A 403-nucleotide genomic window follows, 5' to 3' on the forward strand; every position below is an offset into this window, starting at 1 on the left:
TCAAGAGCCGCTTGTACCGTCGTTTGCCCAGCAGCGGCTCTGGTTCTTGGCGCAGCTGGACGAGGCGAGCACCAACTATCATATTCCGCTGGTCTTGCGACTGCACGGTGCGCTCGAGCGCAGCGCCTGGCAGCGCAGCCTTGACCGCCTGTTTGCGCGCCATGAGGCGCTGCGCAGCATCTTTGTCGCACCTGAGGGCAAGCCCCGGGTCGAGCTTCTGCCGCTGGATGCGGGTCTGCCGGTGCTCGAGCACGATCTCAAGGGCAGGGCGGATGCGCAAGCCGCGCTTTTGGAGCTGTGCCAGGAGGAAGCGCGTACGCCGTTTGATCTTTCGCGCGGGCCGCTGATCCGCGGGCGGCTGATCGACATGTCGGACGAGGAGCACGTCTTCCTTTTGACCCAG

1 protein-coding gene is annotated in these 403 nt (G+C 65.0%); it reads left to right on the forward strand.

Annotated features, from left to right (window positions below; genetic code table 11):
• The coding region (locus PY650_RS36850; protein ID WP_285885041.1) for a condensation domain-containing protein at positions 1-403 on the forward strand (403 nt) is incomplete at both ends.

It is taken from the genome of Martinezella calliandrae (assembly GCF_030272695.1).
GTDB classification, from domain to species: Bacteria; Pseudomonadota; Alphaproteobacteria; order Rhizobiales; family Rhizobiaceae; genus Rhizobium; species Rhizobium calliandrae.